Origin of the sequence: Blastococcus litoris, assembly GCF_003075095.1 — a bacterium.
GTDB lineage: Bacteria > Actinomycetota > Actinomycetes > Mycobacteriales > Geodermatophilaceae > Blastococcus_B > Blastococcus_B litoris.
Genome location: NZ_QCZF01000010.1, coordinates 146480 through 162426, shown reverse-complemented (window position 1 = coordinate 162426; position 15947 = coordinate 146480). Strand labels below are relative to the sequence as shown.

General features: G+C 73.9%; 15 protein-coding genes and 1 rRNA gene. 10 read left to right on the top strand and 6 right to left on the bottom strand.

Features of this window, described 5'->3' with window-relative positions; translation table 11 throughout:
* The first annotated feature begins 3 nt into the window (after positions 1–3).
* Positions 4–120, top strand: a 5S ribosomal RNA gene (rrf, locus tag DCS98_RS19535).
* 119 nt (positions 121–239) lie between these two features.
* Here rrf and DCS98_RS19530 read toward each other — a convergent pair.
* Positions 240–902: a DUF2461 domain-containing protein gene (locus tag DCS98_RS19530; protein ID WP_116453055.1), complete on the bottom strand. Its 663-nt coding sequence runs from the start codon at positions 900–902 to the stop codon at positions 240–242.
* On the bottom strand, positions 899–1489 hold the full coding sequence (locus DCS98_RS19525) for a GNAT family N-acetyltransferase (protein WP_116453054.1): 591 nt from the start codon (positions 1487–1489) through the stop codon (positions 899–901). The genes DCS98_RS19530 and DCS98_RS19525 overlap by 4 nt, the downstream gene beginning before the upstream one ends.
* 67 nt (positions 1490–1556) lie before the next feature.
* Here DCS98_RS19525 and DCS98_RS19520 point away from each other — a divergent pair, with 67 nt between their 5' ends.
* Positions 1557–2549: an EamA family transporter gene (locus tag DCS98_RS19520; protein ID WP_206340353.1), complete on the top strand. Its 993-nt coding sequence runs from the start codon at positions 1557–1559 to the stop codon at positions 2547–2549.
* Positions 2550–2601: 52 nt separating this feature from the next.
* The gene (locus tag DCS98_RS19515; RefSeq protein WP_116453052.1) at positions 2602–3831 is read left to right on the top strand and encodes a winged helix-turn-helix domain-containing protein; all 1230 of its coding nucleotides are present in this window, start codon (positions 2602–2604) and stop codon (positions 3829–3831) included.
* On the opposite strand, the gene DCS98_RS19510 is transcribed toward DCS98_RS19515, so the two are convergent.
* Positions 3799–4236, bottom strand: a complete 438-nt coding sequence (locus DCS98_RS19510; protein WP_116453051.1) for a DUF1232 domain-containing protein — start codon at positions 4234–4236, stop codon at positions 3799–3801. The genes DCS98_RS19515 and DCS98_RS19510 overlap by 33 nt on opposite strands.
* 90 nt (positions 4237–4326) lie before the next feature.
* Here DCS98_RS19510 and DCS98_RS19505 point away from each other — a divergent pair, with 90 nt between their 5' ends.
* The 4 genes from DCS98_RS19505 to DCS98_RS19490 are packed head-to-tail and all read left to right on the top strand — an operon-like array spanning position 4327 to position 8245.
* A complete protein-coding gene (locus tag DCS98_RS19505; protein WP_206340352.1) occupies positions 4327–5136 on the top strand; it encodes a thymidylate synthase in 810 nt (269 codons plus the stop codon).
* A complete protein-coding gene (locus DCS98_RS19500) occupies positions 5133–5642 on the top strand; it encodes a dihydrofolate reductase (protein WP_116453050.1) in 510 nt (169 codons plus the stop codon). The genes DCS98_RS19505 and DCS98_RS19500 overlap by 4 nt, the downstream gene beginning before the upstream one ends.
* A gap of 9 nt (positions 5643–5651) precedes the next feature.
* Complete coding sequence (gene dapA, locus DCS98_RS19495) at positions 5652–6548, top strand: 4-hydroxy-tetrahydrodipicolinate synthase (RefSeq protein WP_116453049.1); 897 nt, start codon at positions 5652–5654, stop codon at positions 6546–6548.
* Complete coding sequence (locus DCS98_RS19490) at positions 6545–8245, top strand: ribonuclease J (RefSeq protein WP_116453048.1); 1701 nt, start codon at positions 6545–6547, stop codon at positions 8243–8245. Before dapA ends, DCS98_RS19490 begins: the two co-directional genes overlap by 4 nt.
* A gap of 63 nt (positions 8246–8308) precedes the next feature.
* Here DCS98_RS19490 and DCS98_RS23375 read toward each other — a convergent pair whose 3' ends face one another.
* Both DCS98_RS23375 and DCS98_RS19480 read right to left on the bottom strand, forming a co-directional pair.
* The gene (locus DCS98_RS23375; RefSeq protein ID WP_206340351.1) at positions 8309–8503 is read right to left on the bottom strand and encodes a hypothetical protein; all 195 of its coding nucleotides are present in this window, start codon (positions 8501–8503) and stop codon (positions 8309–8311) included.
* The gene (locus DCS98_RS19480) at positions 8500–10440 is read right to left on the bottom strand and encodes a dipeptidyl-peptidase 5 (RefSeq protein WP_116453047.1); all 1941 of its coding nucleotides are present in this window, start codon (positions 10438–10440) and stop codon (positions 8500–8502) included. Before DCS98_RS19480 ends, DCS98_RS23375 begins: the two co-directional genes overlap by 4 nt.
* 80 nt (positions 10441–10520) lie before the next feature.
* On the opposite strand from DCS98_RS19480, the gene DCS98_RS19475 reads away from it, so the two are divergent.
* The 3 genes from DCS98_RS19475 to pgsA are packed head-to-tail and all read left to right on the top strand — an operon-like array spanning position 10521 to position 15193.
* Positions 10521–13028 (top strand): FtsK/SpoIIIE family DNA translocase, encoded by a 2508-nt coding sequence (locus DCS98_RS19475; RefSeq protein WP_116453046.1) that lies wholly within the window; start codon positions 10521–10523, stop codon positions 13026–13028.
* 57 nt (positions 13029–13085) lie between these two features.
* Positions 13086–14525: a 30S ribosomal protein S12 methylthiotransferase RimO gene (rimO, locus tag DCS98_RS19470; protein ID WP_116453045.1), complete on the top strand. Its 1440-nt coding sequence runs from the start codon at positions 13086–13088 to the stop codon at positions 14523–14525.
* 5 nt (positions 14526–14530) lie between these two features.
* Positions 14531–15193, top strand: a complete 663-nt coding sequence (gene pgsA / locus DCS98_RS19465) for a CDP-diacylglycerol--glycerol-3-phosphate 3-phosphatidyltransferase (protein ID WP_116453044.1) — start codon at positions 14531–14533, stop codon at positions 15191–15193.
* Here the strand turns inward: pgsA and DCS98_RS19460 are convergent.
* Positions 15190–15936, bottom strand: coding sequence for an AfsR/SARP family transcriptional regulator (locus tag DCS98_RS19460; protein ID WP_116453043.1), 747 nt, complete (start codon positions 15934–15936; stop codon positions 15190–15192). The two genes, pgsA and DCS98_RS19460, sit on opposite strands and share 4 nt — an antisense overlap.
* Between the last annotated feature and the right edge of the window lie 11 nt (positions 15937–15947).

The following is a 15947-nucleotide window of genomic DNA, read 5'->3' as shown; positions in this document are numbered from 1 at the left end:
AGTTACGGCGGCCATGGCGAGAGGGAAACGCCCGGCAACATTCCGAACCCGGAAGCTAAGCCTCTCAGCGCCGATGGTACTGCCCTGGAGACGGGGTGGGAGAGTAGGACGCCGCCGGACAACCATTCCCGAAGGGCCCCAGCACACGCTGGGGCCCTTCGGCGTTCCCCCACCAAGCCGCGCATCACCGCCACGACGCCCGCACCCGAGCCACGCTTTCATCGCCATGAAGCCCGGACTCAGCGGCGGCGGGTGGGCTCCTTCGTCGTTGCGCCGACGTTGTCGTCCAGCCAGGCGTTGAGCGCCGACAGGTCGCGCCACGCATTCCGCACCTCGTCCAGCGCCCGGCGGGTGTGCAGCCAGTCCGCCGGCTCCCACGACCGGCCGGCGTGCAGCGACTTCCGCTTGAGCAGGTCCATCCGCGGGGCGTCGGCGTCGAAACCGGACGGCACCCGCACCAGGCGCTCGCCGTCGAGGGACCAGCCCGCCGCTGACAGCCGGTCGGTCTCCTTCTCCAGGCGGGGCCCCTGGACCCCGTCGGCCACGGCCCGGCGGTACCGGGAGACCTGGTCCGACTCGAGCCGCCAGCACCCGCCGGCCACCCGCAGCCCGTCGGCGGAGATCTGCACGTACAGGGCGCTCGCCCGGCCCTCGGGGTGGATCACGGCGCCCTGGTGCGTCTTGTAGGGCGTCTTGTCGTTGCTGAAGCGCACGTCCCGGTAGGGGCGGAACACCTTCGCCGTCCCGAACTCGGGGCCGAGCTCCTCCAGCAGTGCCAGCAGGGGGCCCCGGACGTGAGCCTCGTAGGTGCCCTTGCTGCGGGTCCAGTAGGTCTTGGTGTTGTCGGCCTCGAGACCTTCGTAGAAGACCAGGCCCTCGTCCGGGAAGCCCTCGAACGTCACGGTGCACCTTCCTCGTCGAGCAGCGCGTGCCAGCGGATCTCGCGCAGCGGATCCGAGCCGGTGTCCAGGGTCCGGGCCCAACCGTCCGGCTCCCATCCCGCCGATTCGTAGAAGCTCGCCGACACCCGGTCGGCCTCCAGCAGCCAGACCTGGAGCCGGGCGGCTCCGCCGGCGGCGGCGAGATCGCGCACCGCTGCGAGCAACCGGCTGCCGTGGCCGCGGCGGCCCCACCGGGGCTCCACCAGCAGCGTGCCCACCTCCGTCGTCGGGCCGGCCGGGTCGGGCTCCTCGCCGGACGTCAGCTCGGCGGGACCGTACGCCGCGAATCCCACCAGGGAGTTCCGCTCCAGGGCGACGAGGACGCCGTGGGCCGGGGTGGGCGGCGCAGCGACCGCCGAGCGCCAGCTGCTCTCCGCGGCGTCCGCGTCCCAGCCGTCGAGCACCTCCGGGGGGAGCGCGGACCGGTAGGCGGTCCGCCACGTGACCGCCTGGACCCGGGCGATCTCCGCCGCGTCCTCCGGAACCGCCGGGCGGACCGACACGTCGGCCCGTCCGGTGAGGCGGGGGAACGTCGAGGTCGGGTCCACGCGGGCAGCCTAGGTGCGCCGGGGAGTCGCCGGCCGACCCCTCCCGCCGAGGTGCTGCAATCACCGGGTGACCGCCACCGCCCCCCGCTCCGCACCAGGGGGCGCCGCAGTCGACCGGCCGGTGACGACGGGCGTCCTCGTCGCGCTGGGCACCGTGTACCTGGTCTGGGGATCCACCTACCTGGGCATCAAGTACGCGGTGGAAGGCGGGCTCCCGCCGTTCCTGGCCATGGGCACCCGCTTCCTGCTGGCGGGCCTCGTGCTGCTCACGGCCCTGCTGCTGCTCCGGGGCCGGGCCGCCTTCGCGATGACCCGCCCCCAGCTGGTCACCGCCGCGGTCACCGGCCTCTTCCTCCTCGTCGGCGGCAACGGGCTGGTCGCCGTGGCCGAGCAGGACGTCGACTCCGGGCTCGCCGCCCTGCTCATCGCGGGGACGCCGCTGTGGGTCGTCCTGCTCCGGGCCCTCCTGCGCGACCGTCCCTCGGGCGCGACCGTCGCGGGGCTGCTGATCGGGCTGGTCGGCGTGGCCGTCCTGCTGCTGCCCGGCGTGCGGGGTGCGGCGGAGCTCGGCCCGCTCCTGCTGGTGTGCCTGTCCTCGCTGCTGTGGTCGGTGGGGACCGTGCTGGCGACGCGGCGGCCGATGCCGGCCGACCCGTTCGCCGCGACGGTCGTCGAGATGGCTGTCGGCGGCACAGCGATGGTCGCCCTCGGCTCGCTGGGCGGGGAGTGGGGCCGGCTCGAGCTCTCGGGGACCGAGCCGTCGTCGTGGGTCGCGTTCGCCTACCTGGTGCTGGTCGGGAGCGTGCTCGGCTACAGCGCCTACGTCTGGCTGCTCGCGCGGGCGCCGCTGTCGCTGGCCACGACGTACGCGTACGTCAACCCGGCGGTCGCGGTGGCGCTCGGCGCGATCTTCCTCGCCGAGCCCCTCACCCCGAACGTGCTGGTCGGCGGCGTGGTGATCATCGGCGCCGTCGCCTGGGTGATCACCGCCGAGTCGAGAGCCCGCCGGCGTCCGCTGCCCGGCCGGGAGGCCGGGGCCGCGCCCCTCGAACCCACCTGATCGGGCGGCCCACCGGGCGGGATGTCGGACCCGACCGGCACGATGACCAGCCGTGAGCGTTCCCGAGAGGCTTCCGGCCGGTCTGGCACGGCGGATCGCCCTGGCCGCCCAGGGCTTCGCCGATCCGCGCCCGTCCGCCGACGTCGGCACCCGGCAGCTCCGGCGGGTCACCGAGCGGCTCGCCGTCGTCCAGATCGACTCGGTGAACGTCCTGTCGCGCTCCCACTACCTGCCCTACTTCAGCCGGCTCGGGGACTACCCGCGCGCCGCCCTCGACGACCTGACCGCCCGGCGGCACGCCGTGTTCGAGTACTGGGCGCACGAGGCGTCGTTCCTGCCGGTCCGCCTGCAGCCGCAGCTGCGCTGGCGGATGGCCGCAGCCGAGCAGCAGGCCTGGGGCAACATGGTCCGCCTCCAGCGCGACCGGCCCGGATTCGTGGCCGAGGTCCTCGAGCGCGTGCGGACCGAGGGGCCGCTGAAGGCCGGCGACCTGCTCGAAGGCCCGCGCGAGCGGTCCGGCGAGATGTGGGACTGGCACGCCGGCAAGGTGGCGCTCGAGTGGCTCTTCTTCACCGGGGCGGTCACGGCCACCCACCGGACCACCAGCTTCGAGAAGGTCTACGACCTCACCGAGCGGGTGCTGCCCGCCGCCGTCCTGCGAACGCCCACGCCCGACCCCGCCGACGCCGTCCGGGAGCTCGTGCGCGTCGCCTCCCGGGCCCTGGGTGTCGCCACCGAGCGGGACCTCCGTGACTACTTCCGGCTCACGCCGGCGGCCGCCCGCGCGGCGATCGAGGAGCTGGCCGACGCCGGGGAGCTGGTGCCCGTCGACGTCGCCGGCTGGGGCAGCCCTGCCTGGCTGGACCCGGGCGCTCGCCGGCCGCGGTGGATCCGCGCCCGGGCCCTCCTCAGCCCCTTCGACTCCCTGGTGTGGGAGCGGCCGCGCGTCGAGCGGATCTTCGGCTTCCGCTACCGGCTCGAGATCTACACACCGGCGGCCAAGCGCGTCCACGGGTACTACGTGCTGCCGTTCCTGCTCGGGGACCGTCTGGTCGCGCGCGCCGACCTCAAGGCCGACCGGCAGGCCGGCGTCCTGCGGGTGCAGGCGGTGCACGGCGAGGAGGGCATCCAGCGGCCCGTCGTCGCGGAGGCGCTGGCCGAGGAGCTGCGGCTCATGGCCGACTGGCTGCAGCTCGACGACGTGGTCGTCACCGGCGCCGGCGACCTCGCGGCCGACCTCCTCGGGGCCTCACGCGCGGTCCGGGCCGATCTCGGGGCCTGAGCCGGCCGGCAGCCCGGCCAGCCGCAGGACGACGGCCAAACCCGCCGGTCCGCCCGGCCACGCGGCAGCGAGGGCGTCGCTGCCGGCTCTCCGGACCACCGACCGGAGCGCCAGGGCGACCACGACGACGTCGTCGGCGTAGCCCAGGACCGGGACGACGTCCGGCACGAGGTCGACGGGCGAGAGCAGGTAGGCCAGCAGCAGCCAGAGGCGGATCCGGACGCCGCGGGGGAGTGACGGGTCGGCGGCCAGGCGGCGGACCAGCCGGACCAGGTCGGGCAGCAGGCGGAGCGCCTCGCGCACGGTGAGGTCCTCCGGCCGCGCCCGCCACAGGAGCGCGAGGCCGGCCGCCCAGACCAGCAGCAGGCCGCCCACGACGGCGAGCAGGGTCTGCCACCAGTCCACGCCGAGGAGTCTGCCGGGAGCCGGTGGGCGGCTGGGGCAGGTGGTGCCGGCCGCTCGGCCGTGTCGGTGCGCAGCCGTACCCTCGGGCCCGTGGACGGCGCACCGATCGACACCCAGTACGAGGACCTCCTGCGACGCATCCTCGAGCGGGGGACGCCGAAGGAGGACCGCACCGGGACCGGGACGGTGAGCCTCTTCGGCGAGCGGCTGCGCTACGACCTGTCCGAGCGGTTCCCGCTGGTGACGACGAAGAAGGTGCACTTCAGGTCGATCGCGGTGGAGCTGCTGTGGTTCCTGCGCGGGGACAGCAACGTGGGCTGGCTGCGCGAGAACGGCGTGACCATCTGGGACGAGTGGGCATCCCCCGAGGGGGAGCTCGGCCCCGTCTACGGCGTCCAGTGGCGCTCCTGGCCGACCCCCGACGGCGGGCAGGTCGACCAGATCGCCCAGCTGCTGGACACGCTGCGCTCCGACCCCGACTCCCGCCGGATGATCGTCTCCGCCTGGAACGTCGCCGCCCTGCCCGACATGGCCCTGGCGCCCTGCCACGCGTTCTTCCAGTTCTACGTGGCCGACGGGCGGCTCTCCTGCCAGCTCTACCAGCGCAGCGCCGACATGTTCCTCGGCGTCCCGTTCAACATCGCCAGCTACGCGCTGCTGACCCGGATGATCGCCGACCAGGTCGGCCTCGCCCCCGGCGACTTCGTCTGGGTGGGCGGCGACTGCCACATCTACAGCAACCACGTCGACCAGGTCCGCGAGCAGCTCTCGCGCGAGGTGCGGCCGTTTCCGACGCTCGAGCTCGCGCCCGCGCCGTCGCTGTTCGACTACACCTACGAGCACTTCACCGTGGGCGGGTACGACCCCCACCCGGCGATCCGTGCGGCCGTGGCGGTGTGACGGTCGCCCTCATCTGGGCCCAGGCGCGGGAGCGGGTCATCGGCGCCGGGGGCGGGCTGCCCTGGCACCTCCCCGAGGACCTCAGGCTCTTCCGGACGCTGACCACCGGCTCGACCGTCGTCATGGGGCGGCGCACCTGGGAGTCGCTGCCGGAGCGCTTCCGCCCGCTCCCCGGCCGCACCAACGTCGTGCTCACCTCCGACCCGGGGTGGACCGGCGAGGGCGCCTCCCGGGCGGGGTCGGTCGCCGAGGTGCTCGACCGCGACGAACCGCTCTGGGTGATCGGCGGCGGTGCGGTCTACGCGGCGTTCCTGCCCCACGCCGACCGGCTGGTGGTCACCGACGTCGACGTCACCGTCGAGGGCGACACCTGGGCACCGGCGCTCGGGCCGGAGTGGCGCCGGGTCGCACGGACGCCGGACGCCGGCTGGGAGTTCTCGTCGGCGTCGGGGCTGCGGTACGCGGTGTCGGAGTACGAACGGGGAGCGGTCGGCACCGCTGGGTAGATTCTCCCCATGACCGGCGACCCCGCGCGGCCCTTCGGGCGCGTGCTCACGGCGATGGTGACCCCGCTGGCCCAGGACGGCACGATCGACCTCGCCGGCGCTCAGGAGCTGGCCGCGCACCTGGTCGACCGGCAGTCGCACGACGGGCTCGTGGTCTTCGGGACGACGGGGGAGTCGCCCACCATCAGCGACGGCGAGCAGCACGCCGTGCTGGAGGCGGTGATGGACGCCGTCGGCGACCGGGCGACAGTGATCGCCGGTGTCGGCACCAACGACACCGCCCACTCCATCGAGAAGGCGCAGTCGGCGGCGGCGCTCGGCGTCCACGGGCTCCTCGTCGTGACGCCGTACTACAACCGCCCGCCGCAGGAGGGCCTGCTGCGGCACTTCACCGCGGTCGCCGACTCCACCGACCTGCCGGTGATGCTCTACGACATCCCGCCGCGGTCGTCGGTCCCCATCGAGGTCGAGACGCTGGTCCGCGCCGCGGAGCACCCGAACATCGTCGCGGTCAAGGACGCCAAGGGCGACCTCGGCGCCGTCGCGTGGACGCTCGCCCGCACGGACCTCGCCTACTACTCGGGCGAGGACATGCTCAACCTCCCGCTGCTCGCACTGGGCGCGGTCGGCGTGGTCAGCGTGGTGGGGCACGTCGTGGGCCCGCGGCTGGCCGAGCTGATCGCCGCCGTGGAGTCCGGCGACCTGGTCAAGGCGCGGGCGGTCAACGAGAGCCTGCTGCCGGTCTACACCGGCATCTTCCGCACCCAGGGCGTCATCCTGGCGAAGGCGGCCCTGCGCCAGCTCGGCCTGCCGTCGGGTCCGGTGCGACCGCCGCTGGTCGACGCCACCCCCGAGCAGGTGGCCCAGCTCCGCCAGGACCTGGTGGCCGGCGGGGTCGCGCTGTGAGTGGTCAGGTCACCCAGCCGCACCTCGACCTCAAGGCACCGCCCCCGCTCCCGGCCGGTGGCCTGCGCGTCATGGCGCTGGGCGGGCTGGGGGAGATCGGCCGCAACATGGCCGTCCTCGAGTTCGACGGCAAGCTGCTCGTCATCGACTGCGGCGTCCTCTTCCCGGAGGCCGAGCAGCCGGGGGTCGACCTGATCCTCCCCGACTTCGGGGTGATCGAGCACAGGCTCGACGACATCACCGCGGTCGTGCTCACCCACGGGCACGAGGACCACATCGGCGCGATCCCGTACCTGCTGCGGCTGCGCGAGGACATCCCGCTGATCGGCTCGCGGTTCACCCTCGCGCTGGTGGCCGCGAAGCTCCGCGAGCACCGGCTCGACCCCACGCTGGTCGAGGTCGCCGCCGGTGAGGACCACCTCGCCGGGCCGTTCCACTGCGAGTTCATCGCGGTGAACCACTCGATCCCCGACGCGCTCGCGGTCGCGGTGCACACGCCCGCCGGCGTCCTGGTGCACACCGGCGACTTCAAGATGGACCAGCTGCCGCTGGACGGCGTCCTCACCGACCTCGGCGCCTTCGCCCGGCTGGGCGTCACCGGCATCGACCTGCTCCTGGCCGACTCCACGAACGCCGAGATCCCGGGCTTCGTCACCCCGGAGCGGTCGATCGGCCCGGTCCTCGAGGACGTCTTCCGGCGGGCCACCCAGCGGCTGATCGTGTCGAGCTTCGCCAGCCACGTGCACCGGATCCAGCAGGTGCTCGACGCCGCCGAGACGCACGGCCGCAAGGTGGCGTTCGTCGGCCGCTCGATGGTGCGCAACATGGGAGTGGCCCGCGACCTCGGCCTGCTCCGCGTCGCGCCCGGCCTGATGGTGTCGCTCGACGACGCCGCCGCGATGCCACCGGAGCAGGTGGTGCTGGTCAGCACCGGTTCGCAGGGCGAGCCGCTCTCGGCGCTGGGCCGCATGGCGCGCGGCGACCACCACCAGGTCACCATCGAGGCAGGTGACACCGTCGTGCTCGCGTCGTCGCTGGTGCCGGGCAACGAGACCGCGGTCTACAAGGTGATCAACGGCCTCGCGCGGCTCGGCGCCACGGTCGTGCACAAGGAGACGGCGCGGGTGCACGTGTCGGGCCACGCGCCGGCGGGCGAGCTGCGGACGCTGCTGAACGTCGCCAAGCCCCGCTACCTCATGCCGGTGCACGGCGAGTGGCGCCACCTGCGTGCCCATGCCGCGCTGGCGGAGGAGACCGGGATGGCCCGCGACCGGGTGATCCTCGCCGAGGACGGCGTGGTCGTGGACCTCGTCGACGGCAAGGCCTCGATCGTGGGCAGCGTCCCGATCGGCAACGTCTACGTCGACGGGCTCAACGTCGGCGACGTCGGCGAGGAGTCGCTGCAGGCGCGGCGGATCCTCGGCGACGAGGGGTTCGTGGCGCTGACCGTCGTCATCGAGCCCTCGACGCGGACGATCGTGCGGCCGGTCCACCTGTCGACCAAGGGCTTCTCCGACGACCCGGCCGCCTTCGACGAGGTGCTGGCGCTGGTGGAGGACAACCTCAAGCGGGCCCTCCAGGACGACGAGATCGACTCGCACCGCCTGTCGCAGAGCATTCGGCGGACCGTCGGCAAGTGGGTGTCCGACACCCACCGCCGCCGCCCGATGATCATCCCGACGGTGCTGGAGGTCTAGCGGCGGACGCCTTGTCGGGCCGAGTGGGCCCCGGAGGGGTCCGCGCAGGCGTGACGCAGCGGCTCAGCGCGCCCTGGGGACGGCACGTGGCCGCGGTGTCGCCCGGAGGGCGACGATGTCGTAGTAGGGGCCGTTCCACGGGACGTCGGTGAACGTCGTGAGCGTGATCGCGGGCAGGTCGCGTGCTCGGGCCGCGGCGCGCTCGATCTCCCGGAGCAGCGGCAGGTCGGCGTCACGGGCCGGCCGGACCCCGGTCACGAGGTGGCGACGCGGATCGGCTCGATGCCTTCCTCGACCGGCAGCTCGAATCCCCACACCTGCGCGTAGAACGACAGCTCGCCGTCCAGGGCGGCGCGGATGTTCTCCGCCTTGCGGAAGCCGTGCTGCTCACCCGCGAACAGCAGGTACGCGTGCGGCACGCCCTTCGCCCGCAGCGCCGCCACGATGGCCTCCGCCTGGTCCGGCGGCACGACGGCGTCCTCGTCGCCCTGGAACACCGCCAGTGGCGTGTCGAAGGCGTCGACGTGGTTGATCGGCGACCGCTCGTCGTAGACCGCGCGGCCCGACGGCCACGGCGCGACCAGCCCGTCGAGGTAGCGGGACTCGAACTTGTGGGTCTCCGCGGCCAGGGCGCCCAGGTCGGCGACGCCGTAGTGGCTGGCGCCGGCCGTGAAGACCCCCGGTCGCATGCTCAGCGCGGCCAGCGTCGTGTAGCCGCCGGCCGAGCCGCCGCGGATCGCCATCCGGTCGGGGTCGACGCGGCCGCTGCCGGCGAGGAAACGCGCGCAGGCGACGACGTCGTCGAGGTCGATCACGCCCCAGCGGCCCTGCAGCGCGTCGCGGTAGCGCCGGCCGTACCCGACCGAGCCGCGGTAGTCGACGTCGGCCACGCAGAAGCCGCGAGAGGTCCAGTACTGCACGTCCAGGTTCAGCACCGGCACGGCGGCAGCCGTCGGGCCGCCGTGCACGACCACCAGGAGCGGTGGCAGGTCGCCGGCGGGCGCCGTCGCCTCGGGGTTGGTCGGCGGGTAGACCAGCGCGTGCGCCTCGCCGATGCCCGTCCCGGCGTCCTCGGTCGGGAACGTGACGTGCTCGGGCACGGAGAACCAGGCCGCGTCCAGCCCCAGGTCGCGCGCCGGGCGCAGCACCTCCTGCTCGCCGCTGTCGACGTCCACCCGGAGCACCACCGGCTCGCTCGACGGGCTCGCCGCCAGGCACACCACGGACGTCCCCTGCGCCTGCACGTAGCGGAACGTCCCCCACGGCACGTCGAGCTCGCGGACGCCGCCGTCCTCGAGCACGGCCAGCCGGTCGGCGCCGGCCCGCCCGTACGCGACGACCACCCGGCCGTCGAGCAGCAGCGTGTACCGGCTGGACCCGAACCGCCACTGCGGGCCGCCGATGTCACTGCCGACGTCGACCACGAGCTCGATCTCGCCGTGCGGACGACGTCGGTACAGCGACCAGAAGTTCGACCGGTCGCTCAGGAACCACAGGGTGCCGTCGGCACCCCACACCGGCTGCACGACCGACTCGCCGTCCCCGCCGGCCATCGGGTGCTCGCGACCGTCGCCGCCGCGCACGACCAGCCGCGCCGCGTCCCAGGGCATGTGCGGGTGGTCCCACTGCAGCCAGGCCAGCGCGTCGCCCTCCGGTGACGGGCGGGGGTCGGACACGAAGTCAGGGCCGGTCACCAGGACGTCGCTGCCGTCGGGACCGATGCGCACCAGCTCGTTCACGACGTCCGCGGCACCACCGGAGGCCGGGTGCGTCTCGCGGACGGCGAGCAGGCTGCCGTCCGGCTGCACGCGCAGGTCCGCGTGGCGGACCCCGGCCCGGACGGCGGGCTCGGGCGTGACCGCGACCGGGGTGCCGCTGCCCGGGTCGAGCCGGTACAGGCGCTGGTCGGAGAACTCGGTGAACCACAGCGTCCCGCCGGACACGGTCCACGCGCCACCGCCGTACTCGTGCACCCGGGTGCGCGCGTTCCACGGCGAGGGCAGGACGTCGGCGACCGTGCCGTCGGCCGCCCGGCGGACGATCACCGAGCGACCGCCCTCGGCCGGGCGGGACTCCGACCACCAGACGTCGCCGCCGTCGACCACGACCTCGCCGAGGACGGCGGCGGCGCGGACGACCAGCTCGGACGTGATGCGGGTCGGCCAGGAACCGTGGGGGAGAGCGGCGGAAACCATGCATGTGACGTTAGGGCCCCCAGGGGACACGTGCTCCGGCCTGCCCGGATCGGGCCCTGGAGACGATTACCGTCCGACGCATGCCTGCCCGCACAACGTCGTCGCGTCGACCGGCGGCCAGCCGCAGCCGGTCGGGATCGACGGCCAGCAAGAAGCGGCCGGCCGCCAAGCGCACCACGGCCAACCGTCGCCCCGCCGCGAAGAAGAAGCAGTCCTCCGGCCTCTGGGGTGTCGTCTCCGGCAGCTGGAACCTGCTCGCCCGCGGCGCCGGTGGGCTCGCCCGCTCGGTCGCCCGCCCCGAGGAGGCCGAGCCGCTCGCGCCCGAGCACCGCCGGGACGGCGTCGGCCTCGCCGTGCTGGGACTGTCGGTCGTGCTCGGCGCGGCCGCCTGGAGCAACGGCATCGGCCCCGTCGGCGCCGGCCTGACGCAGGGCGTGCGCTGGGTCATCGGGTCGCTGGTGATGGTCCTGCCCGTCGTCCTCTTCTTCGCCGCGCTGCGGCTGCTGCGCCGGGGACCCCGTCCCGAGGCGCGCGGCCGGCTGGCCATCGGGTGGCTCTGCGCCGTCGCGTCGGTGCTCGGCATCGCGCAGCTGGTCGGGACGCCGGCGAACCCGAAGGCGGGCATCACCGGCTCCGGGGGCCTGATCGGCTGGGGGGTCGGCGCACCGCTCGCGGCAGGTGTCGGCATGGCCGTCGCCGTCGTCCTGCTCGCGCTCGTCGCCTTCTTCGGCGTCCTCGTCATCACCGCCACCCCGGTGCACCAGATCCCGCAGCGCCTCGGCGACCTCGGTGACTGGCTGCTGGGCCGGGGCGAGGACTACGACGACGAGTACGACGAGTACGACGACGAGGACGAGGAGGAGGAGCCGACGAGCCGGCGCGGCCGCCGCAAGGCGGTCAACGAGGACCTGCTGAAGACCGGCCCCATCGACCACGCCGCCTTCGCCGCCGCCCCGGAGGCGACCCTCACCACCGGGCCCGAGCACACCGAGCTCGTGCCGCCGGCCTCGCGCCCGCCGGTCGTCGACCGCACGGCGCCTCCGGAGGACCTGCCGCCGATCACCGAGCCGGAGCAGCTGTCCATCCAGCCGGTGGCCGGCAACTACGTCCTGCCGTCGCTGACGATCCTGCGGCCGGGCACCCCGCCCCGGGCCCGGTCGAAGTCCAACGACGTCGCCATCGAGGCGATCACCGGCGTCCTCGAGCAGTTCAACGTGGACGCCGCCGTCACCGGCTTCACCCGCGGCCCGACGGTGACCCGGTACGAGGTCGAGCTCGGCAGCGGCGTCAAGGTCGAGAAGATCACCGCGCTGACCAAGAACCTCGCCTACGCGGTGGCCAACGACAACATCCGGATCCTGGCGCCCATCCCCGGCAAGTCCGCGGTCGGCGTCGAGGTGCCCAACACCGACCGCGAGACCGTGTCGCTGGGCGACGTCATGCGCTCGCAGGCGGCCAAGCAGGACCCGCACCCGATGCTGGTCGGCCTCGGCAAGGACATCGAGGGCGGCTTCGTCTGCGCCAACCTGGCCAAGATGCCGCACCTGCTCGTCGCCGGTGCCACCGGTGCAGGTAAGTCCAGCTGCATCAACTCGCTGCTGACCTCGCTGCTGCTGCGGGCCTCGCCAGAGCAGCTGCGGATGATCCTGGTCGACCCGAAGATGGTCGAGCTGACGCCCTACGACGGCATCCCGCACCTGATCACGCCGATCATCACCGACCCGAAGAAGGCCGCCACCGCGCTGGCCTGGCTGGTCGAGGAGATGGAGCAGCGCTACCAGGACATGCGGGCCACCGGCGTCCGGCACATCGACGACTTCAACCGCAAGGTCGAGAAGGGCGAGATCACCGCCCCGCCCGGCAGCGAGCGGGTCTACCAGCCCTACCCCTACATCCTCACGATCGTCGACGAGCTCGCCGACCTGATGATGGTCGCGCCCCGCGACGTCGAGGAGTCGATCGTCCGGATCACGCAGAAGGCCCGTGCGGCCGGCATCCACCTGGTGCTCGCGACGCAGCGGCCCTCGGTCGACGTCGTCACCGGTCTGATCAAGGCCAACGTGCCCTCGCGGCTGGCGTTCTCCACGTCCTCGCTCACCGACAGCCGGGTCATCCTCGACCAGCCGGGCGCGGAGAAGCTCATCGGCATGGGTGACGCGCTGTTCCTCCCGATCGGCGCCGGCAAGCCGATGCGCGTCCAGGGCGCGTACGTGTCCGACACCGAGATCGAGGCGGTCGTCGAGTTCACCAAGCGGCAGGCCGAGCCCGAGTACCGGGAAGAGGTCTTCACCGCGGCGGCGGGCGAGAAGAAGGAGATCGACGAGGACATCGGCGGCGACCTCGACCTGCTCGTGCAGGCCGTGGAGCTCATCGTCACCAGCCAGTTCGGCTCCACGTCGATGCTGCAGCGCAAGCTACGGGTCGGCTTCGCCAAGGCCGGCCGGCTCATGGACCTGATGGAGAGCCGCGGCATCGTCGGGCCGTCCGAGGGGTCGAAGGCCCGCGACGTGCTCATCAAGCCCGACGAGCTCGAATCGGTGCTGTTCACGCTGAGGGGTGGCGGCGGTCCCGCCGACGGGACCGCCTGAGACGGGCGACACCGTCGCGGGGCCGTCCCCGCCCCGAACGCCGACTACGATGGTCGGGTGACAGCCGCGCCCCACCCTGCCCGGAAGGTCGCGGTGGTGACCCTCGGCTGCGCCCGCAACGAGGTCGACTCCGAGGAGCTCGCCGGGCGGCTCGCCGCCGAGGGGTACCAGCTCGTCGACGACGCCGAGGGCGCCGACGCCGTCCTGGTGAACACCTGCGGCTTCATCGAGACGGCCAAGAAGGACTCCGTCGACGCCATCCTCGCGGCGACCGACTCCGGCGCATCCGTGGTCGCGGTCGGCTGCATGGCCGAGCGGTACGGCTCCGAGCTGGCCGGCGCCCTGCCCGAGGCCACGGTCCTCGGCTTCGACGACTACGGCACGATCGGCGACCGGCTGGACGACGTGCTCGCCGGCCGGCCGCTCGTGCCGCACACGCCGCGCGACCGGCGCACCCTGCTGCCGATCAGCCCCGTGCAGCGGACGGCGGCGACCGCGGCCCCGGACGCGCCGTCCATCCCCGGGCACGACTGGCTGCGCCGCAAGCGGCTCGCCTCGGGCCCGTCCGCGGCGCTCAAGCTGGCGTCCGGCTGCGACCGCCGGTGCGCGTTCTGCGCGATCCCGACGTTCCGCGGCGCGTTCGTCTCGCGTCCCCCGGCCGAGGTGCTCTCCGAGGCGCAGTGGCTGGCGTCGCAGGGCGTCACCGAGCTGGTGCTGGTCAGCGAGAACTCCACGTCCTACGGCAAGGACCTCGGCGACCTGCGCTCGCTGGAGAAGCTGCTGCCGGAGCTGGCGGCCGTCGAGGGCATCCTGCGCGTGCGCGTGGCCTACCTGCAGCCGGCCGAGCTGCGGCCCGGCCTGCTGGAGCTGATCGCCTCCGCTCCGGGTGTCGCCCCCTACTTCGACCTGTCGTTCCAGCACTCGTCGCCGACCCTGCTGCGTCGGATGCGGCGCTTCGGCGGCACCGACGACTTCCTCGCGCTCATCGAGCGGGCCCGTGCGCTCACGCCGACCGCGGGCTTCCGCACCAACGTCATCCTCGGCTTCCCCGGCGAGACCGAGGCCGACGTCGCCGAGCTCGAGCGCTTCCTCGTCGAGGGCCGCCTGGACGCCGTGGGTGTGTTCGGCTACTCCGACGAGGAGGGCACCGAGGCCATCGGCCTGGAGGGGAAGCTCGACCAGGCGGAGATCGACGCCCGCGTGCGGCGGATCACCGATCTGGTCGAGGAGCTCACCGCGCAGCGCGCCGAGGACCGCATCGGCGAGCGGGTCGAGGTGCTGCTCACCGAGGACCTGTCCGCGGAGGAGGGCCCGGGCGTCTGGCTCGGGCACGCCGCCCACCAGGACCCCGACGCCGACGGCACGACGACGGTCGCCGGCGTGCCGTCCGAGGCGGTGGCCGGGCAGTTGCTGACCGCCGAGGTCGTCGGCACCGAGGGCATCGACCTCGTCGCGCGGGCGCTGGTGGGCGCCGGCCTGGCTCCGGCCGGGCGGTGAGCTCCATGACCGACGTCGCCCCGGACCCCGCTGCCACACCGCCGTCGTCGGTCAAGCTCGTCAACCTGCCCAACGCCCTGACGGTGCTCCGCCTGGCCGTGGTGCCGCTGTTCGCCGTCCTCCTGCTGTCCGACGGCGGCCTGGACGACGACCGGCGCTACTGGGCGACGCTGGTGTTCGCGGTGGCGATCATCACCGACCGCTACGACGGGATGATCGCCCGCCGCACCGGGCAGGTCACCGAGTTCGGCAAGCTGGCCGACCCGATCGCCGACAAGGCGCTCACCGGCACCGCGCTCATCGGGCTCTCCGTGCTGGGCCTGCTGCCGTGGTGGGTCACCGTGGTGATCCTCGTGCGCGAGGTCGGCGTCACCCTGCTGCGCTTCTGGGTCATCCGGCACGGCGTCATCGCGGCCAGCCGCGGCGGCAAGGCCAAGACCGTCGTCCAGGCGCTGGCGATCGGGCTCTACATCCTGCCGCTCACCGGGCTGCTGGCCACCGGCCGGTGGTGGGTCATGGCGCTGGCGGTGCTGCTGACCGTGCTCACCGGTCTCGACTACGTCTATCGCGCGGTCACGCTGCGCCAGACCAGCGCCCGCGCGATGCGCGCGGCCGCGGCCCGGCGGGCGGCCGGGCCCAGCGGCACCCGCACCGACACCGCGGCCTAGCGCCGCGGACCGGGGAGCGGAACGCCCCGGCGGCGCGGGGCGGTGGCGACCGCGGTCAGCTCCGCGCTGGGCTCCACGCCGATCTCCCGCCGCAGGATGCGCCGGAAGGCGTCGAACTGCTGGCGCGCGATGGCCCAGTTGCCCGCCGCCTGGTGCGCCTCGATCAGCGCGAGCTGACCGCTCTCCCGCAGCGGCTCCGCCTGGACGGCGAGGTGCACCGCCTCCAGCGCCGCTGACGGGCGTCCCGAGCGGCGCAGCAGCAGGCTGAGCTGCTCGAGCGCGTGCACCCGGCGCAGGTGGACCCGTTCGCGCACCGCGAGGACCCAGTCGTCGTACCAGCCGGGCAGCAGCTCGAGCTCGGCGATCGGCCCGGGGTCCACGGCCAGGTCGTCGGGTCCGGCCGTGCCGGAGAGGATCCGGCCCGCCCACGCCTCGAAGCGCGCGAGGTCGACCTCCACGCCGTCGCGCAGGGCGAGGGTGCACTGCTCGGCGTGGACCAGCGGGCAGCCGACCTGCTGCAGCCGCCACAGCGCCGAGCGGAGGTTCCCGGCGGCGCGGCTCTCCTCGACGGTCGGCCACAGCACGCCCGCCGTGCTCCGGCGATCCACGCCGGACGGGTGCAGGGCGAGGTAGGCCAGCAGGCGGTGGCTCCCCGGCGGGAGCGCCATCCGCCGGCCGCCGTAGTGCAGCGACAGGCCGCCGATGAGGCGCACCTGCGGCGTGGAGGGATCGGTGTCGTACATGCCGGCGCCTT

What these genes read in the sequence shown, in the direction of transcription:
- DCS98_RS19480 (WP_116453047.1), bottom strand. Translation starts at nt 10,440, where the DNA reads ATGGTTTCCGCCGCTCTCCCCCACGGTTCCTGGCCGACCCGCATCACG.
- DCS98_RS19475 (WP_116453046.1), top strand. Translation starts at nt 10,521, where the DNA reads ATGCCTGCCCGCACAACGTCGTCGCGTCGACCGGCGGCCAGCCGCAGC.
- dapA (WP_116453049.1), top strand. Translation starts at nt 5,652, where the DNA reads ATGACCGGCGACCCCGCGCGGCCCTTCGGGCGCGTGCTCACGGCGATG.
- DCS98_RS19460 (WP_116453043.1), bottom strand. Translation starts at nt 15,936, where the DNA reads ATGTACGACACCGATCCCTCCACGCCGCAGGTGCGCCTCATCGGCGGC.
- pgsA (WP_116453044.1), top strand. Translation starts at nt 14,531, where the DNA reads ATGACCGACGTCGCCCCGGACCCCGCTGCCACACCGCCGTCGTCGGTC.